The organism is Bradyrhizobium genomosp. I (2014) (assembly GCF_000261685.1).
Taxonomy (GTDB): domain Bacteria; phylum Pseudomonadota; class Alphaproteobacteria; order Rhizobiales; family Xanthobacteraceae; genus Bradyrhizobium.
Window position 1 is genome coordinate 81,883 of sequence record NZ_AJQE01000042.1, and the last position, 22,142, is coordinate 104,024.

A 22,142-nucleotide genomic window follows, 5' to 3' on the forward strand; every position below is an offset into this window, starting at 1 on the left:
GACCGGTCCCCCGGCTCGGACCACGCCCAGCACCCCTGATTTGAATGGGGGCCCGTTTCCTCCGACGACAGCACCTGCCGTTTCAGTCCGGCCCGGAAGCGATCGATGAGGATCCAGGGCGTCCGGAGCCCGGTCAGCTCGACCATGGCCGTCGGCCCGAGCTCGATCAGGGTCCCGAGCGGCATCCGTTCGAGGTCCAATCCGCCGGTAGTGACGTTCTCGCCGAGCTCGCCGGCGCCAACCTCGAAGCCAGCTTCGAGGAGGGACGGGAAGAGTTCGGACGGGATCAGGTGGACTTGCCGGAGATTGGGCAGGCGGGGACGGCGGCGTGCCAAATAGCGGTGCCGGACGAACGGGCCGGCGTGAGCGTCGCCTTCTACCGTAGCCTTCCACCAGGATTATGCGGTCCCGAGTTGGTTTGCTGAAGTAGTGCCCAGGGTCGGCGGCGACCGCCGCCACCTTTGCCTCGAGCGAGAGATCGTGCGTCTGCGGCATCAGGCGGCGCGGGCGAGCGAGCGCCGCTTCTGGCGGAAGTAGCGCTTGATCTCGGGAAGCTTCATCGCGTTCAGGACCCGATCGGCAGGGACCCCGCCCTTTCGGGCCATCTGGACGCCCCAGTGCATGTGGTCGAGTTCGGAGATCGAGTGCGCGTCCGGATTGATGCTCAGCATGCAGCCGAACTCCAGGCCGCCTGATGCCAACGCCAGTCCAGGTCGAGCCGCCATGGGTGGGCGTTGATCTCCACGACGATGTCATGCTTCGCGCATGCCCGAAGCACCTTCTCGATGTCGATTTCGTAGCCTGGCCGGCGCTGGAGCTGTCGTCCTGTCATGTGGCCGACGATGGTGGTGTAAGGATTGGAGATAGCCCGCAGCAGGCGCTGCGTCTGGGCCTTGCGGTCGAGTTTGAACCGGCCATGAATGCTCGCGACCACGAAGTCGAAGCGCTCCAGCACGTCATCCGGATAGTCCAGAGAGCCATCGGCCAGAATGTCGGATTCAATACCTTTGAGGATCCGCAAATCCTTGCCGAAGCGCTTGTTCAGCCGGTCGGCTTCCAGGTGCTGCTGCGCGATCTCCTCGACCGACAGACCTCCGGCATAATGCGCAGACTTGGAATGGTCCGCGACGCCGAAATACTCGAAACCGCGCTGGCGCGTGACAGCGAGCATCTCGAGCACCCCGGCGGGAATCTCCTGCCGCAGCTTTTCGAGGCTGGGATGACTGCCCGTCTTGTGGAGCTTCGTGACGATATCGGCGATCGCATCGCCGATATCGGGGATTCCCGTGAGTCGATCCTCCTCGACGAGAACATCAAGAGGAACGGCAAGGGCCGCTAGGCTGTCGGCGGCCCGGGAATACGCTTTCGCTCGGTAGGGATTACCGCCCCGCAAGGCCGTGCGCTGCGCGTACTCGCGCAGGAGACTTGCCACACCGCGAGCGTCGAGCGAAGGCATTCAGCGTGCCTCCCGCTCCCTGCGTTGCGGCGGCGCCGCAGCAAGGCGGCCGCCCGAACGGTCACTTGGCCGCCCATCGAGAGAGCTCTCGAGCTTCTGAGCTGCGCGAAAGTCCTCGAGGTGCTGGATATTGGCGCCGTACGCGGCCTCTTTCTTGAGGAGATTGTAGATCCGCCCCGCGACCAGCTGCAGATGCTTCATCCTCCCCCGCGGCATCGATCTCGCCTTGCAAAGAGCTCGGACAGCGTAGGCTCGGAAATAGTCGAATGCGTCTGACATGGTCCAGGTAAACGCCGGCTTTCGCCTATAGTTCGGTCGAGATCGCGGGCTACAGACTGGGAACCCCGCGAATCCTAGCGGCGTTGCACAGGCATCATTCGCAAGAGGAGGAGCCAGTGGCAGCAGCGAAGAAGACGGGCCACTCGGCATCGGCCGTGAAGAAGGCGGTCAAGAAGGTCGGCAACTCCCGCAAGCGCGTCGAGAAAACGCGACATTGTCGTCAAAGCTCGCCGTATGGCAGTGTCAATCCACTCCTCCTCGTTCCAAAGGCACCCCCACACAAGATGTGTGAGCAAAACCACATTTGATATGCCCCGCTGTTTGTTCAGGACAGCAGCCAACAGGGTGGCCTCATGGGCCGCCTCCAGAACAAGCGACGCGAATGGCTTCCAGTGCGCCGACGGAACACGCGAATAATTTATCGGGAGCGCCGAGCAAAACAGCTGTGAAACCCGAGAGCTTCAGGCACTGGATCGTCATCACCCCCTCCTTTGGACAACCGGTGCGCCGAGCCAATCCGCCAGACTCGAGGTCAGCTCGTTGTGCCTTGCGCGCTGCAACAGCGTTTCGCGGGCCTTGCCGGGCGGCAAGCGGCGTGCGCGTTCGCGCGCGGCTTCAGCCGATGACAGCAGCCGCTCCTGGAGCGATTGGGTGTGTTTCCTTCGTATGCGTTTCGCGCTCATTTTCGATCTGCGCTTGAATTGGGATCCGCCGGGAGGCGGATTTCTATTCCCAGCTTCGAGCGCTGAGCCGGTTCCGGCATTTCAGCAAGTTAAAGAGATCATGGAATCTGCATGACTACCGCATGGTGCATCGCAACTGCGCGGGTGCTCAACCCCGCCGGTAGAGCTGCAGATAGCTCGGCGAATAGAACGCTGCGCTCTTGAGCGCATCGAGGTCGTTGACGGTTAGCGTCCGTTCCCGCAGGGTGATCAGACCGGAGGCCCGGAGCTCCTGGATGGTGCGGTTGAGATGCACCACGGAGAGGCCGGTTGCGTCAGCCAGGTCCATCTGGGTCACCGGAAAGGCGCAGGAATTGCCGTCGACGAGACCGACCGGTCGCAGCCGCTCATAGATCTCGCAGAACAGGTGAGCCACCCGCTCCAACGCCACCCGCCGCCCTAGATTGATCGCCCATTCGCGCTGGATCGCTGAGTTCACCAGCGTCTCGCACATGAATGCTTCGGCCAGCGTGCGCTCGCTCGCCAGCAGCTTCTCGAAACGCGCTTTCTTGATCTCGGCATAGACCACAGGCGTCGCCGTCGTAATCGAATGATCCATGGTCGAGAGCAGATAAACATAGGCATCGCAGGCTTCGCCAGGCAGAATGAAATTGACGATCTGCCGCCGGCCATCCTCCAGCGTCTTGTGCCGGAACAGCCAGCCCGAGAGCACGAGCCGGACGCCGTCGACCTCATCTCCTTCGGAAGCGATATCCTCGCCCGGCCCGGCACGCAGCAAGCCTTCCAGAATGGCTTGCTCCAGCGCTGCGACAGCGTCCTCGGACAAGGGCCGCAGGGCGTTGAAGCGGCGGATGACCGCCTGCGCAAGACTTCCCTCGGTATGCTGAACACGCATCAGCCGTCCATCGAAGGCGTGTGAAAGGTGCGCTTGCTCAACGGAATTGCAATCAGGCAGTGGATCCCGGGCGCATTGAACGAGATCGTCGTCTGCCCCTTCAGCTCGAACGCGAGGGTCCGCTCCAGGAGCTCCGTGCCAAATCCCTTACGCGGCGGCGGCGTGACTTGCGGGCCACCCCGCTCGCGCCACTCGAACAGCAATTGCGGCGGTGCGGCGGCTTCGTCGATACGCCAGGAAATCTCGAGTCGGCCCGCCGGCTGGCCCAGCGCACCATATTTGAGCGCATTGGTCGCGAGCTCATGGATCGCGAGCGCAAAGGTCTCGGCGGCCTTGGGCTGGAAGCGTACCGCAGGTCCCGACACGCGCATCTGCTCGCCCTCGCGGGCATTGTAGGCCAAGAGCTCCTCGACGACGAGATATTCGAGATCGACGCCGCCCTCGGGATCCCGTGTCACCAGTGCCTGCGTCCGGGCGAACGCGTTGAGCCGGCCATCGAGATGGGCGGCATATTCAGCAACCGTCGAACTCGACTCGGCCGAGCGGCGCGCGATCGAGCGCACCACGCCGAGCGTGTTGCGCACGCGATGCTGAAGCTCGGCGAGCAGGAGCCGCTGCCGCTCCTCCGCGCGCGTGATCGCGGTAACGTCGATGAAGGTGATGACGACGCCGGCGATGAAATTGTCGATGCTGCGGTAGGGCAGGATGCGGACGATGTAGCGCGTGCCGCTGTCCGGCGCGGTGAGTTCACGCTCGGCGCTGGCCAGCGTGCGCAGCACGCGGCGCACGTCGTCATAGAGCTCCTCGATTGCAATGCGCGCCTTGATATGCGCGATCGGACGGCCGACGTCGGTTTCGACCAGATGCAGGATCTGCGTGATCGCGGGCGTGAAGTTCATCACCTTGAGATCGTTATCGAGGAACACGGTCGCGATCTGCGTGCTCTCGAGGAAGTTCTTGAGGTCGCTTGTCGCCCGCGTCAGCTCCTGGACACGATGCGCCAGCTCGCCATTGACCGTCGTCAGCTCCTCGTTGACCGACTGCAATTCCTCGCGCGAGGTTTCGAGTTCTTCATTGGCCGATTGCAGCTCCTCGTTCAGCGACTGGTACTCCTCGTTGGAGGATTTCAGCTCCTCATTGGTGCTTTCGAGCTCCTCGATCGTTGCCTGGAGGCGCTCGCGGGTCGCCCGCAATTCGCTTTCGAGCCGCTCGACATGCTCGGTCCGCACCAGGGCGCCGGCGCCGGGATTGCCGTCGGGCGCATTGGCGGCGCGCGCCGGCCCGTCCTTGAACAGCACGACGAAATTGCGATGGGCGCCCCCAGTCTCCTGGATCGGCTCCACGGTCATGTCGACCACGACGCGATGGCCGTTGACGCCGAGTTGGACGTGCTCGGCACGGGCGGGCTCGTTGGTTTCTGCCGCACGGCTGAGCGCGGTCCGCAGCTCCAGCCTGAGGTCGCGGTGCACGAGCTGAAGCAGATCGAGCGAGGCCGCCCCTGCCGTTGGCTCGATATAGCGTCCGGTGCGCCCGGAAAAATGCAGGATCTGGAAATTGTCGTCGGTGATGACATAGGCCGGCGCATAGCGCTCGGCGATCCGCTGGGCCCGGCGCTCCAGTCCGACGTCGGGACCGAAGGAGCGGACCGGCGGCAGCTCGACCGGCGCGCGGCCCGCCGCGGTCGAGATCGGAAACTCCGGCGGCAGCCGCGTGCCGGTCTCGAGTTTCTTGAAGATCCGGGCGCGGCGATCGACCGGCGCAAACAATTTAGGATGCCGCGTCACGTTCTCGGAATTGCCGAGGAACAGGAAGCGATCCGGCAACAGCGCGAAGTGAAACAGCGGAATCACGCGGTTCTGAAGCTCCGCGTTGAGATAGATCAGCAGGTTGCGGCAGGAGACGAGGTCGAGCTTGGAGAACGGAGCGTCCTTGATGACGTTGTGCTGGGAGAAGATGCACATCTCCCGCAATTCCTTCACCACGCAATAAGTATCCCCCTCGCGCACAAACCAGCGCGCCAGGCGTTCAGCCGACATGTCCTGCTCGATATTGGTGCGATAGCGGCCGACGCGCGCGGTCGCCAGCGCCCGTCCGTCGATGTCGGTGGCAAAGATCTGGACCTGCGGCGCGGAATCGAGCTTCGCTACGTGTTCGCGCAGGAGGATGCCGATCGAGTAGGCCTCCTCGCCAGTGGCGCAGCCGAGCACCCAGACGCGAACCTGCTGCCCGTTGCTCTTGCTTTCGAAGATTTTCGGAATGATCTGCGTCTCCAGCACCTCGAATTCACGCTTGTCGCGGAAGAATTCGGTGACGCCGATCAGAAGATCGTTGAAGAGGTGCTGGGCCTCGTCCTTGTCGTTGCGAAGGAAGTCGACGTAAGCGGCGATGTCCTCGATCTGCACCACCTGCATGCGACGCTGGACGCGACGCAGAAACGTGTTCTGCTTGTAGCCGTGGAAATCATTGCCGGTCTTGTTGCGCAGGATGTCCGCGATGCGTGACAGCGACGTCGCCGCGGCGGCCAGCACCTCGTCAAAGCCCTGCTTCTCCTTCAGCCGCCGCAAATGGCGCGCATAGACCTGGATGTGCTCGGGAATGTCTTCGGGTGGCAGCACGTAATCGGCAATGGCTGCCGGCCGGCTGCTGTCGATGAGATGCTCGGCCTCATGATTGGTGACGCTCTCCGCAATGGCGAGGCCGCCATGATCCTTCAGCGTGGCCGCGCCGAGCGTGCCGTCGCCACCGGTGCCGCTCAGGAGCACGCCGATCGATTGCTCGGCGCGTTCCTCGGCGAGCGAGACGAGGAAGCTATCGATGGTCGCCCGCTCGCCCGGCCCCTGCTCCGCCTTGCGCACCGCCAGACGGCCGCCATGGACGGTGGTGATCATCGCGACCGGACTGAGATAGATCGTCCCGCCTTCGACTGCCATTCCATCGCTGATCTCGGAGAGCCGGGTGCCGTCGGCGCGCTGAATGAGCGCATGCAACCGATCGTCGGCGAGCGCCTCGCGATTTTGCAGCACGAGGACGACGGCCTGGTCCTCCCCCAGCATCAATTTGGCAAAGAAGCGCTCGATGCTGTCGACCGCACCGGCCGAGGCACCCACGCCGATGACCAGTGGCACCCTTGCCTGGCGTTCTTCCGCGCCCGACGTCTTCTCGACTTCGTCCATGCTTGCCGCAACTCTCATTACCCGGGATCAAGCAGCCCGATTCCTGCAAATAGCAGAGATTGAGGCTACCCCAACAGCGAAAAGCCGGGAACCGCCATCCGCTGGCGGACGCCCATCGCAACAATTCCAAAACTCAAGAAGCCTTCGGCGGCCCTGAAGAAACCTCCCGCTCGAGGAAATTGATCCGCTGGATGATCAGCTTACGATGCCGTTCCCATTCGACCAGCGTCTGCTTCATGAGCTCGACCAGGCGCTGCGCCTGCCGCGCATCGTGGCCGCTGGCCTCGAGCTCCCGAACCAGATCCTGCTGATTGCGGACACGCTGCCAGCCCTGCTCGATATCCGTATCGGCCTTCACGAGCAGCCGCTGCTCGGCATGGAGCTGCTCGGCACGCTCGGCGGGAGACACGGCCATGAGGCACCTTCCCTAGCGTATCGCAGGGTCGAGCGATTGTAGCACGGCGCGCCGAATCATATCGGCATATTCGCGATATTCCGTCGCACGCAGCTCGTACATCTCGGCCACCGCCGGCCGGCCGGCGCGCCTTCCGTCTGCCGCCATGCGGCGCACGAGCTCGGCCCGTTCCTCGATGATGCGGAGCGCCACCCGCATGGCCTCATCGACCTGTCCCTCCTGCTCCCTGGCCAGCGCATCCGCGGTATAGGCATGGCCGACCTGGCAGCGAAACCGCGTGGGATGGGTGTCCTTCAAGGCCGAGAGCACCCCTCCGCAGGCAGGACAGGTGAGCGCGGCCGGATCGGCGATCCCCGTCAGGTTCGGCGAACCGATCCGCTCGCCGGCGGCAATCTCAACCTCGAGGCGGATGTCGGGAGCAATCGGGAGCGCATCGCTGTGGGAATCCGGGTCGCTCTCTCATTGCTAATCGCGGCTCAGGCGCCTGGTTGGCGCCAGCCGCTACCTTTGCTTCCTCATCTTCTTAAACCGCACGCTCGTCCCATCCGGCATCCGCACCACCTTGGATCCCGCGGCGAGAACCGCCTCGCGTGCGGCATCTGGATGTCGGGGCTGCGAGTTGAGTCCCGCCATGAGGCACGGTGCGCCGCGCGCGGCAGGGCCGCGCCGATGATCTCCTCGATCTCGTCGAAGGTCGGGACGAATTCGGCCTGCTTCTGCCGCATCAGATGATCGCGCAAGGGGGCGTAGTCGTTCACGTCAGTCCTCAAAGCCGTTCGTCCATATCGCTTCTGCCTGAAAGCGATACGCCTGGAAACCATTTCTTAGCCGATCGCGGCGGAGGCGTGGCGATTTAAACACTACGCAAGATTTCGGGCGCATCCGTAAATGTTCGGGAGTGAACGATGCTGTTCGGAAGGCGCGACGGCACGGCCAGGCGGCCGTGGCGGATTTCGGCAAAACTGCTGATCGTCTCGTCGGTCGTGACGGTGATCGGCTTTTCCGCCATTTGCGTCAACGTGATGCTCGACATGCGCCGGGGCGAGCAGGCCTTGGCGCGCCAGACCCTGGAAAACCTCGCCACCACGATCGAGGCCGACATCGGCCGCAACATCGAGATCTACGACCTCTCCTTGCGCGCCGTCGCCGGCAACATGCTGCTGCCGGAGTTCGCGACCGTCTCGAAGCCGATCCGGCACCTGATCCCGTTCGACCATGCCACCACCGCGATCGGAGCGCCAGCTGGCAGAGCAAGTGCTTGTAAATTGTGAGAACCTGCAAACTCTTCTGTAACGGTTCTGCCTCCGCTTGCGCGACAAAATCAACTCGTACGGTCGTTAAGAGCCTTTCGAAACAGGGTATGGTTCGCACTGAAGCTCACCCGGCACGCATGGAGCTTCGCAAAGTTTCGCACACGTCCCAACGCTGCGTCATTGGTTCCGAATAGCCGCTCGTAGTCTTGAGTCGTGATCCGGCACTGCTCGCCGTCAGCCAGAACTTCCAGCCTCGCTTCCAGATCAGGAAGTGTAAACTTTTGCAGCTTCATCGGACGCGCCCCAAGCCTGGTTGAGTCACGATGGCATAGGATGGAGAGACGAAGTTGATGCAGCTCAAACTTTATTCGGCAACCCCGCCGGATCTGCGCCGGCCCTGAACCATTCGCTTTTCGAGCAAACCGCGCGGACCGCCGCAAGCGTGACAGCGCCGGAGACGCCTGGAGTTGCGATGACAGTCACGCAATCGGATTCGAGCACAGCGGCTGCGAAGGCTCGCGCGACAAAGACCAACAATTGAGAGCACTGGACTGCACCCCTGAAGTGAGACACGATAATTGCAGTGACAGGGCGGTTGCCACGACACGTTACCGTGGATTGTTTTGCGCGAACGCGGTTTCGAACTCAAGGGGCGATTGATACCCAAGCGCCGAGTGTAAGCGCTCCTTGTTGTAGACATCCGAGATGAAGCTGTTGATGCGGCGGCGGGCGTCGTCGAGATCGATGAAGGTCTTCCCGTTGATCTCCTCGGCCTTGAGCGTCTTCATGAAGCTCTCGGCCTTCGCGTTATCGAAGGGATTGCCAGGTCTGCTCATGCTCAGCGTGATGTCCCGATCGGCAAGCCGTTGGCGATAGGCGATCGAGGCGTATTGCACGCCGCGATCCAATGGTGGATCAGGCTGCCACGCGCCGGCCGCCTCGCGGCGATGGCTTTCTCCAAAGCGCTGATGGCAAGCGAGGCGTCGAGCGTGTCGTCGAAGGCCCAGCCCACAGCCTTGCGCGAGAACGCGTCGAGGATGACGGCGAGATAGGCAAAGGTCCTGGCAAGATGGACGTAGGTGATGTCCGCCACCCAAATCTGGTCGGGCGCAGACGGAACCAGGCCGCGCACGAGATTGGGAACGACGAGAAAGCCCGATGGCCGTTCCGAGGGCGGCTTCAGGAGCGGGGTCTTGCGCTGCGCGAGCAGGTTATCCTCGCGCATAAGCCTCTGAACCTTCTTGGCATTCACGACCATGCCCTGGCGCCTGACGGCTGCCGTCACGCGCCGATAGCCATAGAAGATGTGTTTGAGGCAGATGCGCTGGATGAGGTCGCGCAGCTCGATCCCAACGGCGAGCGTCATGCTCGACGACGGCGAGATCGAGCGCCGCGTCTGCCTGATCCGGCCTATGGAACAGCACAGGGTCCTCCTGACCATGATGGCGGAGAGCCATTGGGTCGATGCGGACCGTGAACGCTTCGCCGCAGCCTGGTTGGCGGAGCTTGCCGAGGTCCCCGAGTTCACGGAAAGCAAGATCCACGTCGTGGCCGGCTTGCTGTTACCCATCTGGAAACGCCTGCCGAATGAATCGACCCGCGTCTATCGGCTCCAGACCGATGCGGGCGAACGCATCATCGGCCGCAAGGTTTCTGCCGCGTGGGTCGCAAACGTCCTCTCGGCGGACGCGCCTACTCTGAGGCCTGACGCTGCCTTTGCCGCGGTGATGGAAGGACGCACCGTCCTCGATCTTGCGGAGGGGCTCCAGCTTCGCCGGGTCCGGGTGATGGGCGCATATCGCATCGAGCTGTCGGGATTCAACGACACGATGCGCGATCGCCTCCGCGCTTACGGCCTCTTTGGAGAGATCATATCCTGGAAGCTGCGGACGTTCGTGCCCACGGACGCAAGCGGCGTGGCGATCCTGACAAGGTGCTCGACACCTATCCGGTCGCGCGCGTCAGTGAGCGGGAGGCCGCGTGATGGCTCCCGCGCCTTGCGAACTGGCACGCCGCGTCGCGCGCGAGGCCGAGGCCGTGTGCCGATACTATCTCTCCAATGGCAAGCGGGCGGGGCGGTACTGGGTGGTTGGCGACGTCCACAACACGCCGGGCCGCCCGATGTTCGTGCGGCTTCAGGGCTCGCTGAAGGGGCCCGCCGGGAAGTGGACTGATGCTGCGACCGGCGAGCACGGCGACCTCCTCGACATCATCCGCGAATGCCGGGGCTTGCGCGACTTCGGCGAGGCCGCCGAGGAGGCGAGGCGGTTTCTGAAGCTGCCTCGTCCTGAGCCGCAACTAGCCTCGAAACCCGTTCGCTCGGTGGCGCCCGCTGGATCGCAGGAGGCCGCCCGTCGGCTCTTTGCAATATCCAGCCAGATCGAGGGGACGGTGGTCGAGACTTATTTACAGCGCCGCGGAATAGCCCGCATCCACCATGGCGGCAGCTTGCCTTCCACCCACGTTGTTACTACCGACCGGATGAGCATTCGCCGACCGAAACTTGGCCTGCAATGATCGCCTGCGTCACGGACCTCGAGGGACGAATCACCGGCCTGCACCGAACCTGGCTCGATCCTGTCCGCTTTGATCGCATTCGTCTCGGCAAAGCTCCGATCGACACGCCACGACGGGCCATGGGCGACCTGCTCGGCAACGCCGTTCGCTTCGGTGCGGTGGACGACGTGCTCGCGGCCGGCGAGGGCATCGAGACCATGCTTTCATTGCGTTGCGTTCTGCCGACTATGCCTATGGCCGCGGCGCTTTCGGCCAATCACCTCGCAACCATGTTGCTGCCATCTGGCCTGCGTCGGCTCTATATCGCCCGCGATGACGATGCCGCCGGAGATGCCGCGCAGGCTACTCTCATCCAGCGCGCGGAAGATGCCGGCATTGAAGCGATTGCAGTGTCGCCCCGGCTGGGCGATTTCAACGAAGACCTGCACATCTTCGGTCTCGAGACCCTCCGAGCAGCGCTGCGGCTTCAACTCGTACCAGAGGACGTCGTCCGTTTTCTTCATTCGGCGACGCTAGCCGCAGAATAGGCCAGTGCTTGGATCGATGTTGATCGGTCGGTCATAACGAGGCCATCGCCGAAAGAGGACGCGACCTCGACCTTCTAGAGGGCGATCGGACGGCAAGCGGACCGGGCCGGCAATGGCTATGCCCGGCTATTCCGCATCGTCGCCGAGACCAACCGATCCAACGACAACGCTCCCAGCCACCGCATCTATGTGGGTCGCGCGGAGATTGGCGCAGCTTGGTCGAAGCGTTCCGAGGAAGGCCGCGACTACCTCTCGCTCAAGCTCGACGACCCCTCGTTCAACGCGCCGATCACGCGAACCTGTTCGATGACGAGGGCGGTGAAGGCTACACCCTGCTCTGGTCGCGGCCGCGCAAGACCGGCGAGTAAGAGCGCCCCACCAAGCCCCGTCCGGTCTGCCGGGCGAGGCGCTTCGCGGTCGAACGAGGAACCCGACGCTCCAGGAACCTCCTCCGGTGCAGCCACGTTCAAACGCAGGTTGAGGAGGGGAGGACTTTTTCTGCGCTCAAACGTGACTACCTCAGTTCGCTACCCGCGTGCATGGGAAGGCACGTCGCCGGCTTCCATCGCGGCAGCATTGGCTCTTCACGAGTTCTGAAACTCCTTCATATCCAAGCGCAAGCCGGCTTTGCTCGCTTGATCTGCCGTGACGTAAGGCAGGCCGTAATAGCTCAGCTTCGGGCTCCATCGTCCCGTTTGGCCCGGATACGGGAAGGCGTACGTCCCTCCGCCGGCAGACGCTTCGCGGGATATCACGACGGCCGCGAGCTTGCCGCCGCCGTCAAAAACCAGATCGGAGACATACCCGTAGCCTTGTCCGGCCTGCAACCGCGCATAGTCTCCGATGATCTTCGAGATCGTGAACTCGTGCGGCTCCGGTTCGGCCTGACCGGGATCGAGAAAGAGGCCGAACTCTCGCGACCTCAGGTCGGAAAAGTCGGCAACGATGGCGCCTTCGTGAAGGGGCCGCAGGACCCGCTTGAACGGAATGCGCGAGATGAACTCCGGCTGGTCCTTGGTTCTGAATCCCTCGACCAGCAACGACGTGATTTGTCCGTCGTCCGCCATGACCACGTTCCGAACGGCTCCCAAATATTCGCCCTTCAAGGAGAACACCGCGCTTCCGAGCAAGCGGGAGGCACGGTAGCCATCATACACCATCGCGGCGAATTGCTGGGATTGTGCTGATTGTTCCGTCGCAACCTTCGCGGCAGTCTCAGCCCACGCGGCACCCCACAGAACGGAGCTCGAGATTGCACCTACGAAAATTGCACGGGCGATCCTCTTGACCCTCATTCCATGCTCCTACCATTCGAGATCACTCTGGCCTTTGCTCCCTTAATCCCTTCCGAGGCCCGGAGTTCTAGGTGGCCTCGACGAATGGTCCGGTGCCGTGCCAAGGAAAACGGCAAAGGTCATCACTCATGCGGCCTCGCATTGCCTCCGCCTTGTCCGGTTGCGTACCAAGATCAACCCTCCGCGCAGCGAACGCTGCGCATCCTGCTTCGTTGATCATCGCAAACTGCCCGGAACCAAATGCGAGGAGCCTCGCGCCCCGCCGCTCCGTCGGCTACGTTCCGTCGGGTGCCCCGCTGCAAATCCCAGTGACTACCTTTTGCGGGGCAGTCAGGAGCCAGTCGCCAATTTGCCAAAGTCAAACGTCTCCAGAGCAACGGACATCTTTTCGCGATACGGTGCCCTCGCGCGCATTGCGCCGTTGGCGTTCGTTCTGCTCACGCCGCTGGGCGAGTACGTATTTCACCTTTCGCCGATCTGGGTCTTCGGATCCGGTGTCCTTGCGATAGCCGTGCTCGCCGAGTGGATCCGCGTTGCAACGGACCAGCTCTCCACCCATACCGGTCCTGCCTTGGGCGGTCTCCTGACGGTCAGCCTGGGAAGCCTGGCCGAACTCATTCTGGCCTTGTTCGTTCTCTGGCGCGGCCAGGTGGACGTCGTCCATGCCCAGATCACCGGGTCCGTTGCTGCGACCTGCTTGCTGGGACTCGGACTGGCCATCGTCGCCGGCGGGCTCAATCGCGAGCGGCAACGCTTTACCCAAGCCCGCGCCGGGCTGTTGTCGAGCATGCTCGTTCTGTCGGTGATCGCTCTTCTGCTGCCCGCGGTGTTCGATTACACGGGCCGCAGCATTCGTCACATCCATGACGTCGGTGCCTCCGACGAACTGCTCAGCCTCGCCGTGTCTGTCGTGTTGCTGATTCTCTATGCGGGAAACCTCGTCTTCACACTGATCACCCACCGCAACGTCTTCGCGGCCAACGAGGACGCTTCGGCCGAACCGGCCTGGTCGGCGACGATATGCCTAGTCGTGCTCTTGGCGTGCACTGGGGCTGCGGCCCTGCAGAGCGAATTCGTCTCCGGCGCTCTGACGGAGGCAGCCAAATCGACGGGCGTGACACCACTCTTTCTCGGCGTCGTCGTGCTGGCGCTTGTCGGCACCAGTTCGGACATATTTGCCGCCGTCTGGTTTGCCCGGCGCGACCGGATGGGTCTCGTGATGACGCTCTGCATCGGATCGGCGATCCAGGTCGCGTTGGTCGTCGCTCCGCTCCTGGTCATTTTCTCCTGGCTGATCGGCAAGCCGATGACCCTCGTCTTCCAAAATCCCGTCGACCTGTTCACGATCGCCGGCACTGCGTTCATCGTCAACGCCATCACGAGGGATGCCGAGACCACCTGGTTCGAAGGCCTGCTGCTGATCGGCGTCTACGTCGTTCTGGCGCTGGCGTACTACTTTTCCTGAAGGTGCGACGGCGGAGAAGCGGGCACCAGGTTCCGCGCGGCTACAAAATTAACTCTCCTGCCAGAAAGGCAAGAAGCACGAACACCACAAAGATCGCGATAGCTGCAAAAAACAGCCATTTGGCAATCGTGGATGCACCAGCAGCGATTCCGCTGAAGCCGAAGAATCCGGCTACGATGATATTACGAAGAGAATCAACGCCCATTTCAGCATGCCACGCTCCCACGCTTCACCATGGATGAGGTATGTCAACCGGTCCCTGTCGACCGCGCTCTCGGACCACCCCGCGCCAATCGTCGCAAACTGCGAGCGTTCCGATCAAGACGCTTCCAAAGCGCACGATTGGTGCGGCTGCGTACGCCTGAGCACCACCGCGACCGAAACCTACCCTCCCAGCGCTGCTGACGTCCTCATAGGGATCGAGAGGTTCAATAGTTGCCGGGTCGGACGCGCTCGACACTGGGTTTGACCGTGCGCTGCTCGCTCCCTCCAAATGCGTCGGAACGTCCACCCTCGAATGCAGGTTTGCTCCCCATGTGGAGCTATGCCCTGATTCCAGTCGGCGCCTCGTTGCTTGGCGGCCTCTTCGTCGTGCTCTGGAAGCCGAGCAAGCAGGTCACAAGCGCCGCCCAGCATCTCGCAGCCGGCGTGATCTTCGCTGCTGCCGCTTCCGAGCTGTTGCCCGACGCGATCCGCCGCGGAACCATCTGGCCCGTTGCGATCGGCGCCGCGGTCGGCGTGGCCGTCATGCTCATGCTTCGGGTGGCCGAGCAACGTGCCAAGGGCCCGGTCGGGCTGATCGGAGCCGCCGCCGTCGATGCCCTCCTCGATGGCATCGTACTCGGCCTCGGATTCGCTGCCGGGCAAAAGCAAGGGATGCTGCTCGCGATCGCGCTCTCGATCGAATTCCTGTCGCTGGCCGTCGGAATCGCCGCCGCGTTCCGGGGCGGCGTCCGCAAATGGGTCCTGCTCGCCGCCACCTTCGGCGTGTCATGCATGGTCCCGGCAGGATCGCTCCTGGCGCTGCCGATATCGCACAGCCCGAACGCGCTTCGAACGGCCGCATTCTCCTTCGGCCTCGTTGCACTGCTCTATCTTGCGGTCGAGGAACTGCTGGTCGAGGCCCACGAGGTCGAGGACCGCCTCTGGACGACGGCCATGTTCTTCGTCGGCTTCATCGGACTGATCATTCTCACGGAAAGGCTCAGCTGACCGAATCAGCCCGCGCGCCGGCCATCGCTGCGCCCTGCACGCCGACCGGCTCGGCACGTCGAAGGCTTGCATAGCCTCCGATCCTCGCTTCGATGCGACGAAGCCCGGCAATGATCCCCGGAGAGCTCAGGGCCGCAAGCTCATCGCAGTAGCGATACCCCTTCGCACAGCCGGGAAACTCGTCGCTCGTTGCAGGATGGAGGTAGATCTCCACGATTCCCGCGGGAAGGTGACTGAGGAGGCCCAACAGTCGGTCGCGCGTGAAGGCGCCCGACCAGGCAAGTCCGAACACCGCATCCGGCGCGATAAATCCGGCTCGCCGAACCACACCCCTCAGGACCTTTGCATGAGCCTGCAAAGCAAGATTCGACAGACCGGCGGAGATCTTCTCGACCTTGCGCAGCTGCCTTCGCGGCTCGACGGGAATCCGGATCGCCGGAACGGCAAATCGCCGTGCGGTTTCGAGCAGGTCCGACAGGATCATGGGATGAAGGTGAAAGTGCTTGTGTGCGTTCACGTGATCGAGCGTCAGCCCGGTCCGGACGAAGGCTTCGAATTGCGCTTCCATCTCGGCGCGCAGCTGCCGCCGTATCGCCGGGTCGAGTCCGAGAGCGAGCGCGAGCCCCACTTGATCTGTCCTCAGCCGCCCGTCCGCAGCGAGCAGACCAGGAACTCGGTCCTTGGCCGAAACGGCTTCACCCTCGAGCAGAGTGAGATGCAGTCCGACATTCAGCCCTGGCAGGCGATGTGCGCGGGCAACGGCGTCCGCGGCCGCTGCCCCACCGACCATCAGGCTGGCGGCGCTCAGCGCACCGCTCCGGTGAGCGCTCTCGACCGCTTCGTTGATCTCGGGCGCGAGCCCGAAATCGTCGGCATTGATCACGAGGCGATGCAACATGGCTCGATCCGGGTGGGCCTGTCGGAGCAAGCACACCAGGTTGCATTTCGTTCCTTGGTCGACACACCGTCTGAAGGATCGGAACCGTACCAAACCCACCTTTTCTCGACGGTCTTCGAAACTGCAGGAACTTGCGCGTACGACGACGTTTGATCGACCACGGCCCCGCGGCCTTCACTCGGCCCCTCATGCGAAGCGTTCGCCGCCATGATCAACAGCCTCATCGTGCGGATCGTCGATGTCTGCGCGCAGCACAAATGGACGACGCTTGCGTTCGGAATCGTGCTCATGATCGGCTGCACTGTGTTCGCCGCCCTGCACTTCCGGATCAACACCGACGTCGACGTCCTGCTCGCACAAGACCTGCCGTGGCACCAGCGCCAACGCGAACTCGAGCGGGCGTTCCCGCAGCGTGGAATCACCGTGGTCGTCGAAGGAAGTACGGCAGAGGGCGCAACGCTGGCCGCCGACCGCCTGGCCGGCGCGCTTCGTGACGATCGCGCCCATGTCCGCCAGTTGAACAGGCCGGACGCCGGCTTGACCCTCGAGGGCAACGGGCTGCTGTACAGCTCGGAAGCCGATCTCAAGCAACTGACTGGCGGCCTCACCAGGGCCAAACCTCTTCTGAGCGGCCTGGCTTCGGACCCCTCTTTGCGGGGCGTCCTCACCGTGCTGACCTCCGTCGTTAGGTCAGGCGAGGTCGATCTCGCTTCCCTGTCTTGGCCGCTGTCGCAGGCGAGCAGAACCCTGGAAGATGTGCTGGCCGGGCGACCCGCCGCCTTTTCGTGGCAAGCTCTGCTGAAAGGCCATGATCTGCCGCTCAGCCAAAAGCGACACTTCATCGAGGTCGCTCCCGTTCTCAACTTCGATCAATTGCAGCCCGGCCGCGGCGCGACAGAGGCCATCAGGAGTACCGCGCATGACTTTGCGCTGAGACGAGATTATGATGCGACCGTCGCGCTGACCGGACAGGTTCCTATGAACGACGAGCAGTTCTCGGTCATCCGCGAAAGCGCCGTTCGCGACACGCTGGCCGCGGCCCTCGGCGTGGTCGTCGTGCTCTGGCTCGCCCTCCGGTCGTGGAAGCTGATCGCTGCCGTTCTGTTCAGTCTTGCGGTCGGTCTTGCGGCAACCGCCGCTCTCGGCCTGCTCATGGTCGACTCGTTCAATCTGATCTCGATCGCATTCTTCGTGCTGTTCGTCGGTCTCGGCGCCGATTTCGGCATTCAGCTCAGCGTACGCTACCGTGCCGAACGCCATGACATCGGCGACCTCCGAAAGGCGCTCAGGAGTGCAGCACACAAGGCCGGCGATCCTCTCGCATTGGCCGCCGCTGCAACGACGGTCGCCTTCTTCGCCTTTCTGCCGACCAACTACCGCGGTCTCTCCGAACTCGGACTGATCGCCGGATTCGGCATGATTCTCGCGTTTGCATTCAGCATCACGATGGTGCCGGCGGCGCTCATGCTGCTGGCTCCCCAGGGGGAGCCGGCGCCGATCGGCTTTCCCTGGCTCGCGCCGATCGAGTCCTTTCTGCAACGTCACCGGGCCGTCGTCCTTGCGCTGACGGCCATCGCCATCCTCGCGGGCATTCCGCTCCTGCTTCAGCTCCGGTTCGACTTCAATCCGGTCAACCTGCAAGATCCCTCTTCGCCTGCGGTCGTCACCTATCGACGGTTGCAGCAGGACCCGTTGGCGGCCAGTCTGGGAGCCGAGCTGCTCGTCGGCAGCGTCGCTGAGGCCGATCAGGAAGCGAAGCGGCTTTCAGCGCTGCCGCAGGTCGAGCGAACATTGACCCTCTCCAGCTTCATCCCGGCGAACCAGGACGAGAAACTTGCCGTCCTGCACCGGGCAAACGCGGTTCTCGGACCCGCGCTGCGGCCTGCAGGCAAGCTGCAACCACCGACCGATGAGGAGAACGTCGCGGCCCTCAATGCAGCCGCCAAAGTGCTCAATGAAGCTGCCGACAATGCCGAAGACTCAGGGGCAGGCGCAACGCGCGAATTCGCCGGGCTCATCCAGCGCCTGGCCCGCGCCGATCCTGCGGCGCGGGACCGCGCCGAACTCGCATTCATCCGCCCATTGACTTACGACCTCGAGGCGCTCCGATCCGGCTTGTCGGCCGATCGCGTGACGCGCGAGACGCTGCCGCAAGACCTGAAGCGGGATTGGGTGCTTCCGGACGGCCGGGCGCGTGTGCAGATCGTGCCGAAAGGAAACGCCAACGACGTCGACGTCCTGCGCGCCTTCGCGCGGGCCGTGCTCGGTGTTGCTCCCGACGCAAGCGGGGCGGCGATCAGCTACTACGAGTCGAGCCGCACCGTAACCAGCGCGTTCGTCCAGGCCGGCATCCTGGCGCTACTGGCGATTACCGTTCTGCTCTACGTCGCGTTGCGGAGGATCGGCGACGTGCTCCTGACTCTCATTCCCCTGCTCGTCGCAGGTCTTCTTGCGCTCGAGATCATGGTGATATGGGGGCTGCCGCTGAACTTCGCGAACATCGTCGCGCTTCCTCTCCTCCTCGGCGTGGGGGTTGCATTCAAGATCTACTACATCATGGCTTGGCGAGCCGGAAAGACCGGCTTGTTGCAATCTGCCCTGACACAAGCGGTCGTGTTCAGCGCCCTGACCAATGCGGTTGCGTTCGGAAGCATGTGGGCCTCCAAATATCCGGGTATGTCGAGCATGGGCAAACTGATGGCCCTGTCGCTTCTCTGCACCATGACGGCCGCCGTGCTGTTTCAGCCGGTGCTGATGGGCCCTCCGAGGGACGTCAAGCCGTTCGCACACGAAAGTCCCGAGGCGCCACCGGCCGAATGAAGACACGGTCCGCGACCGGTCCAAGTCCAGTCCTGGCCTAGGAACGACCGCTGGAACGGTCGATTGGAAACGGACGCGATCGCTGCCGCGTCCTGCGTAAGCGCACCACCTGCGATGACAACACCTGCCCCCTGGCCGATCTTCATGCGTATTACATCCGACACACTCAAAGCTCATGGCCTCCGTGCCGCACCGCGCCGTCGGCCAACCACCGAACCGGCTGCGCCGGTCGACTGGCCGTACAGCCCGCTCGAGATCCGCGCCGACCTCCTCATTCATGGCCTAGGTCTCTGTTTCGGGCTTTCGGCGGTCCTGCCGCTGCTCGCGGCTCTGGTGCGTCTGCAGGACATGCAGCAGCGGGCTGCCGTCACGATCTATCTCATCGGGCTGCTGACGGCCCTTGGCACTTCGGCAGCCTTCAATCTCTGGCCGATCAGTCCCACCAAGTGGTTGCTGCGCCGCTTCGACCATGCCGCCATCTATCTTCTGATCGCCGGCACTTACATGCCGTTCATCGTGAAGGCGGAGCAGCCCGACGTCAGGCTGGTATTTCTCGTCAGCGTCTGGAGCGCCACGGCAGCAGGTGTCGCGCTCAAGCTGTTCGTGCCTGGCCGCTACGATGGGCTGTCGATCGTCGCCTATCTGCTGATGGGGTGGTGTGGCCTCACCCTATGCAATGGACAAGCAGCTGCGCTTCCCGCCTCCGTCAGCCGGTTGATGATCGCTGGCGGCGTATCGTTCAGCGTCGGTATCGTCTTTCATCTCTGGCGACGGCTGCGTTTCCAGAACGCGATCTGGCACTGCTTCGTCCTGGCCGGAATTGTCCTCCACTATCTGGCGATCCTCAGGATCGCCAACGACCACGCCTGACGAAACACGCGGATTTGGTCAATCCTAGAGCGGGGCCAGGCGAAACAGCGGAGCACCCATTTCGTTAGTCGGGATACGGAGCAGATGACGCAGATGTCGGCCGGCGAGTTTGCCAAACGCGCCGCGATCGTGGTGATGATCGCGGCGCTGCCGCCCTTGCTGTGGTACCTGCGAGACTTCCTCCTCGTTCTCGTCGGTGCAGTTCTGGTGGCGATGCTCCTCCAGCTCGTCAGCGAGCCGTTCACGAGGTGGCTCGGACTGCCGCACGGCCTTGCCCTCACGGTTTCCGGTCTGCTCATTTTCTGCATCACCGGCGGAACGGTCTACCTGTTCGGCACGCAACTGGTCTCCGAGATACAGGACGTGGTGAACCGCGCCGAAGCCGCGACATCCTCCATTCGCGAGAGTCTGGGGCACTCGGAGCTGGGCCGGCTGGTTCTCGCGCATGCCGGAACGGGGAGCATCTCGGTAACAAGCCTCGCCGGCAACCTCGCCAGCCAGAGCATGCAGGTTCTGGAGCAGATCGTCTTCACGGTCGCTGCCGGAGTTTATCTGGCGGTGCAGCCGAATCTCTACCGAAAAGGATTGGCGGCCCTTTTCAATCCGGGCAGCCGGCGGGATGCAGAGGAGACGCTCGACGACATCGGCCGAGCATTGCGCCTGTGGCTGCTCGGGCAGGGAATCCAGATGTTCCTCATCGGAGCTCTGTCCGCCGGGGCGGTCTGGCTGATCGGCCTGCCCTCACCCATCGCGCTCGGCGCCATCGCCGGCGTCTGCGAATTCGTCCCATATCTCGGTCCGCTGATCGCGTCCGTTCCTGCGATCCTGGTGGCCATGAATTCAGGCCTCTACACCGCAATCTGGACCATCGTGGCGTATCTGATCATCCATCAGATCGAGGGGAACGTCATCGTACCGATCATTCAGCGACAGTTGATCTTCCTGCCACCGGCCGTCCTCATCCTCAGCATCGTGGTCGTCAGCATGATCTTCGGGGATATCGGAATCATCTTCGCCGCGCCGATGACCGTGATCGCCTTTGTGGCGGTCAAGAAGCTCTATCTCCGCGAAGTGCTGGGACAACCCACGAGCTTGCCGGGCGAACCCGCGCCGTAAACAGGAACCTATCCCACGCCCGCCCATTAAGCGGTTCGGGTGTGTCGGCCGAGGCCCGCGATGGATCTGGCGATATCGATTGCATGGCTCATCTGTGCTATTTGGCTGATCGTGCGCGCCAGCCGCCAGCGCGGCTTGCTGCCTTCGCTCGGATATTTGCGCTCGCCTCAGGACGATTTTCCCGACATCTGCGTGATCATCCCGGCCCGCAACGAAGCATGCAACCTTGCCGCTTGTCTCCGGGCGCTGGTGGCGCAGGATTATCCTAGACATCGTCTCGCGGTCGTGGTCGTCGACGACAACTCTCTCGATGAGACTCTGGCGATCGCCACATCGTTCGCAGCCCGGTCGCCGTTGATCCGGCCGGTGAGCAGTCCACCGCTTCGCAGCGGATGGGTCGGAAAGCCGCAGGCCTGCTGGACCGGCGTGCAGTTCGCTCCGGCCGACGCAGAATGGCTGTGTTTTATCGACGCTGACGTTCGGGCCGAGCCGTCCCTCCTGACCAGAGCGGTTCGCAACGCAGAGGATCAAGGGCTCGATCTGCTGTCGCTTGCGCCCCGTCAGGAACTGGTAAGCTTTCCGGAGCGCCTGCTGATCCCGTGCGGATTCTATCTGTTGGCCTTCAGTCAGGACCTCGCATCCCTGCAAGGTCCAGGCACCCCGGGCGTCACTGTCAGTGGCCAGTTCATGCTCGTTCGGAAATCGGCCTATGCGGCCGTGAACGGCCACGCCGCCGTTCGCGACGCGATCTGCGAGGATACCGCTTTGGCTCACCTGATCAAGCAGGGCGGGGGGCGGGTGCTGCTGGCCGACGGACGGACCGCATTGACCGCGCGCATGTACCGGGGCTGGGCGGACCTGTGGTCCGGCCTTTCGAAGAATCTGGTCGAGATGCTCGGGGGCTCCACCGCCGCCGTGATCACCGCTGGCGCCGTCGTGCTTGCATCCCTGACCAGCGTCCTGCTGCCTGTGCTCTTGGCAGCACGATGTGCCGACGGGATCACCTCGAGCTGCCTCGCTGCTGTGCCTGCTGCAGCAGGAACCGCAGCACTCGTCGGCCTTCACGTCGCCGGCGCGGTCTACCTGCGCATCCCGTTCTGGTATGGTCTGCTGTTTCCGCTCGGATATTCGATCGGCGCATGGCTCGCGATCGAGAGCGTCCGCCGTCATCGGCGGGGACGCATCGTCTGGAAGGGACGGACCTATCCGTGACCCGAACCCAGCCCCCGATCAGTACCGCAAGGGATCACGAGCATGTCGAAAAGCTG

The 22,142-nt window shown here is 63.3% G+C and carries 17 protein-coding genes and 8 pseudogenes; 12 read left to right on the forward strand and 13 right to left on the reverse strand.

Annotation, left to right across the window (positions count from 1 at the left end; all coding sequences use genetic code 11):
- The first annotated feature begins 44 nt into the window (after positions 1-44).
- On the forward strand, positions 45-425 hold the full coding sequence (locus IC50_RS43870) for a hypothetical protein (RefSeq protein ID WP_035700901.1): 381 nt from the start codon (positions 45-47) through the stop codon (positions 423-425).
- A 69-nt stretch (positions 426-494) separates the two neighbouring features.
- Here IC50_RS43870 and IC50_RS42930 read toward each other — a convergent pair whose 3' ends face one another.
- From IC50_RS42930 to IC50_RS04475, 3 genes are read right to left on the reverse strand one after another with little or no spacing between them, the layout of a single operon-like run.
- Positions 495-671, reverse strand: a complete 177-nt coding sequence (locus IC50_RS42930; protein WP_244429526.1) for a hypothetical protein — start codon at positions 669-671, stop codon at positions 495-497.
- Positions 665-1,456, reverse strand: a complete 792-nt coding sequence (locus IC50_RS04470) for a DNA polymerase/3'-5' exonuclease PolX (RefSeq protein WP_244429527.1) — start codon at positions 1,454-1,456, stop codon at positions 665-667. The genes IC50_RS42930 and IC50_RS04470 overlap by 7 nt, the downstream gene beginning before the upstream one ends.
- A complete protein-coding gene (locus IC50_RS04475) occupies positions 1,457-1,657 on the reverse strand; it encodes a hypothetical protein (RefSeq protein WP_244429528.1) in 201 nt (66 codons plus the stop codon).
- 197 nt (positions 1,658-1,854) lie between these two features.
- Here IC50_RS04475 and IC50_RS41055 point away from each other — a divergent pair.
- A pseudogene (locus IC50_RS41055) lies at positions 1,855-1,941 on the forward strand (DUF3606 domain-containing protein); the annotation flags it as partial.
- A 625-nt stretch (positions 1,942-2,566) separates the two neighbouring features.
- On the opposite strand, the gene IC50_RS04490 reads toward IC50_RS41055, so the two are convergent.
- The 5 genes and pseudogenes from IC50_RS04490 to IC50_RS38790 form a co-directional block, all read right to left on the reverse strand.
- Positions 2,567-3,313 carry a Crp/Fnr family transcriptional regulator gene (locus IC50_RS04490; protein WP_035700911.1) on the reverse strand — a complete coding sequence of 249 codons (747 nt, stop codon included), beginning with the start codon at positions 3,311-3,313 and terminating at the stop codon, positions 2,567-2,569.
- A complete protein-coding gene (locus IC50_RS04495) occupies positions 3,313-6,486 on the reverse strand; it encodes a CheR family methyltransferase (protein ID WP_035700914.1) in 3,174 nt (1,057 codons plus the stop codon). Before IC50_RS04495 ends, IC50_RS04490 begins: the two co-directional genes overlap by 1 nt.
- Positions 6,487-6,619: 133 nt before the next feature.
- Entirely contained in the window at positions 6,620-6,901 is a 282-nt protein-coding gene (locus IC50_RS04500; protein ID WP_035700917.1) for a hypothetical protein, read from the reverse strand.
- A gap of 12 nt (positions 6,902-6,913) precedes the next feature.
- A pseudogene (locus tag IC50_RS04505) lies at positions 6,914-7,330 on the reverse strand (chemotaxis protein CheB); the annotation flags it as partial.
- A 72-nt stretch (positions 7,331-7,402) separates the two neighbouring features.
- A pseudogene (locus IC50_RS38790) lies at positions 7,403-7,659 on the reverse strand (hypothetical protein).
- Between the two features lie 147 nt (positions 7,660-7,806).
- Here IC50_RS38790 and IC50_RS04515 point away from each other — a divergent pair.
- Positions 7,807-8,130: pseudogene (locus IC50_RS04515) on the forward strand (GGDEF domain-containing protein); the annotation flags it as partial.
- Positions 8,131-8,762: 632 nt separating this feature from the next.
- Here the strand turns inward: IC50_RS04515 and IC50_RS41060 are convergent.
- Entirely contained in the window at positions 8,763-8,990 is a 228-nt protein-coding gene (locus tag IC50_RS41060) for an integrase core domain-containing protein (protein ID WP_035700930.1), read from the reverse strand.
- A gap of 2 nt (positions 8,991-8,992) precedes the next feature.
- Complete coding sequence (locus IC50_RS40050) at positions 8,993-9,595, reverse strand: IS3 family transposase (protein ID WP_157460830.1); 603 nt, start codon at positions 9,593-9,595, stop codon at positions 8,993-8,995.
- Between IC50_RS40050 and IC50_RS40055 the strand changes: the two are divergent.
- From IC50_RS40055 to IC50_RS42935, 3 pseudogenes are all read left to right on the forward strand, one after another.
- Positions 9,504-10,138, forward strand: a pseudogene (locus IC50_RS40055) (methylase); the annotation flags it as partial. The gene IC50_RS40050 and the pseudogene IC50_RS40055 overlap by 92 nt on opposite strands.
- Positions 10,138-11,198, forward strand: a pseudogene (locus tag IC50_RS04535) (DUF7146 domain-containing protein). The pseudogenes IC50_RS40055 and IC50_RS04535, both read left to right, overlap by 1 nt.
- 120 nt (positions 11,199-11,318) lie before the next feature.
- Positions 11,319-11,566: pseudogene (locus IC50_RS42935) on the forward strand (DUF736 domain-containing protein); the annotation flags it as partial.
- 216 nt (positions 11,567-11,782) lie between these two features.
- On the opposite strand, the gene IC50_RS04540 reads toward IC50_RS42935, so the two are convergent.
- Positions 11,783-12,493, reverse strand: a complete 711-nt coding sequence (locus tag IC50_RS04540; RefSeq protein WP_035700935.1) for a PRC-barrel domain-containing protein — start codon at positions 12,491-12,493, stop codon at positions 11,783-11,785.
- Between the two features lie 160 nt (positions 12,494-12,653).
- Here IC50_RS04540 and cax point away from each other — a divergent pair, with 160 nt between their 5' ends.
- A complete protein-coding gene (gene cax / locus IC50_RS04545) occupies positions 12,654-13,958 on the forward strand; it encodes a calcium/proton exchanger (protein ID WP_244429530.1) in 1,305 nt (434 codons plus the stop codon).
- Positions 13,959-13,998: 40 nt separating this feature from the next.
- Here the strand turns inward: cax and IC50_RS38805 are convergent.
- Positions 13,999-14,171 (reverse strand): annotated as a pseudogene (locus tag IC50_RS38805) (DUF1328 domain-containing protein).
- Positions 14,172-14,492: 321 nt separating this feature from the next.
- Between IC50_RS38805 and IC50_RS04555 the strand changes: the two are divergent.
- The gene (locus IC50_RS04555) at positions 14,493-15,170 is read left to right on the forward strand and encodes a ZIP family metal transporter (protein ID WP_035700937.1); all 678 of its coding nucleotides are present in this window, start codon (positions 14,493-14,495) and stop codon (positions 15,168-15,170) included.
- Here IC50_RS04555 and hpnK read toward each other — a convergent pair.
- Complete coding sequence (gene hpnK / locus IC50_RS04560; protein WP_063826447.1) at positions 15,163-16,068, reverse strand: hopanoid biosynthesis-associated protein HpnK; 906 nt, start codon at positions 16,066-16,068, stop codon at positions 15,163-15,165. The two genes, IC50_RS04555 and hpnK, sit on opposite strands and share 8 nt — an antisense overlap.
- Before the next feature lie 207 nt (positions 16,069-16,275).
- Here hpnK and IC50_RS04565 point away from each other — a divergent pair, with 207 nt between their 5' ends.
- From IC50_RS04565 to IC50_RS04580, 4 genes are all read left to right on the forward strand, one after another.
- Positions 16,276-18,888 (forward strand): MMPL family transporter, encoded by a 2,613-nt coding sequence (locus IC50_RS04565; RefSeq protein WP_035700939.1) that lies wholly within the window; start codon positions 16,276-16,278, stop codon positions 18,886-18,888.
- 63 nt (positions 18,889-18,951) lie between these two features.
- Positions 18,952-19,758, forward strand: a complete 807-nt coding sequence (gene trhA / locus IC50_RS04570) for a PAQR family membrane homeostasis protein TrhA (protein ID WP_244429531.1) — start codon at positions 18,952-18,954, stop codon at positions 19,756-19,758.
- Between the two features lie 84 nt (positions 19,759-19,842).
- Positions 19,843-20,874, forward strand: a complete 1,032-nt coding sequence (locus IC50_RS04575; RefSeq protein WP_244429532.1) for an AI-2E family transporter — start codon at positions 19,843-19,845, stop codon at positions 20,872-20,874.
- Positions 20,875-20,934: 60 nt separating this feature from the next.
- On the forward strand, positions 20,935-22,086 hold the full coding sequence (locus IC50_RS04580) for a glycosyltransferase (protein ID WP_050990884.1): 1,152 nt from the start codon (positions 20,935-20,937) through the stop codon (positions 22,084-22,086).
- The last annotated feature ends 56 nt before the right edge of the window (positions 22,087-22,142 follow it).